Here is a 297-nt window from a genome sequence, read left to right on the forward strand (position 1 = left end):
GGAGGCGACCTCGTTCGCGAGGTACCAGTGCCGGGCGCTGTACGGATCGGGGCCGCGAAGGGCGGCCGTGGGCTGGGTCGCGGCGCTGAGCCGTGCGAGGCGCAGGCGTCCCGTCGTCGACATCACGTCCCGCGCGGCCGCCACGAGCAACGCCCGACCGAGGATCCGCGCGTCGCGGTCGGCCCGCGCCGTCCGTGGACTCGACGAGGCGCCGGCCACCCGGAGGAACGCCTCCAGCGCTCCCTCTCGCACGGCAGCAGGGGCGAGCGTGGCGGGCTGGTCGGGGTCGGGGACGGC

1 pseudogene is annotated in these 297 nt (G+C 77.4%); it reads right to left on the reverse strand.

The features are described from left to right. Nucleotides 1–297 (reverse strand): annotated as a pseudogene (locus KVS71_RS17255) (hypothetical protein); the annotation flags it as partial.

Origin of the sequence: Microbacterium sp. GbtcB4 (assembly GCF_019091465.1) — a bacterium.
GTDB lineage: Bacteria > Actinomycetota > Actinomycetes > Actinomycetales > Microbacteriaceae > Microbacterium > Microbacterium paraoxydans.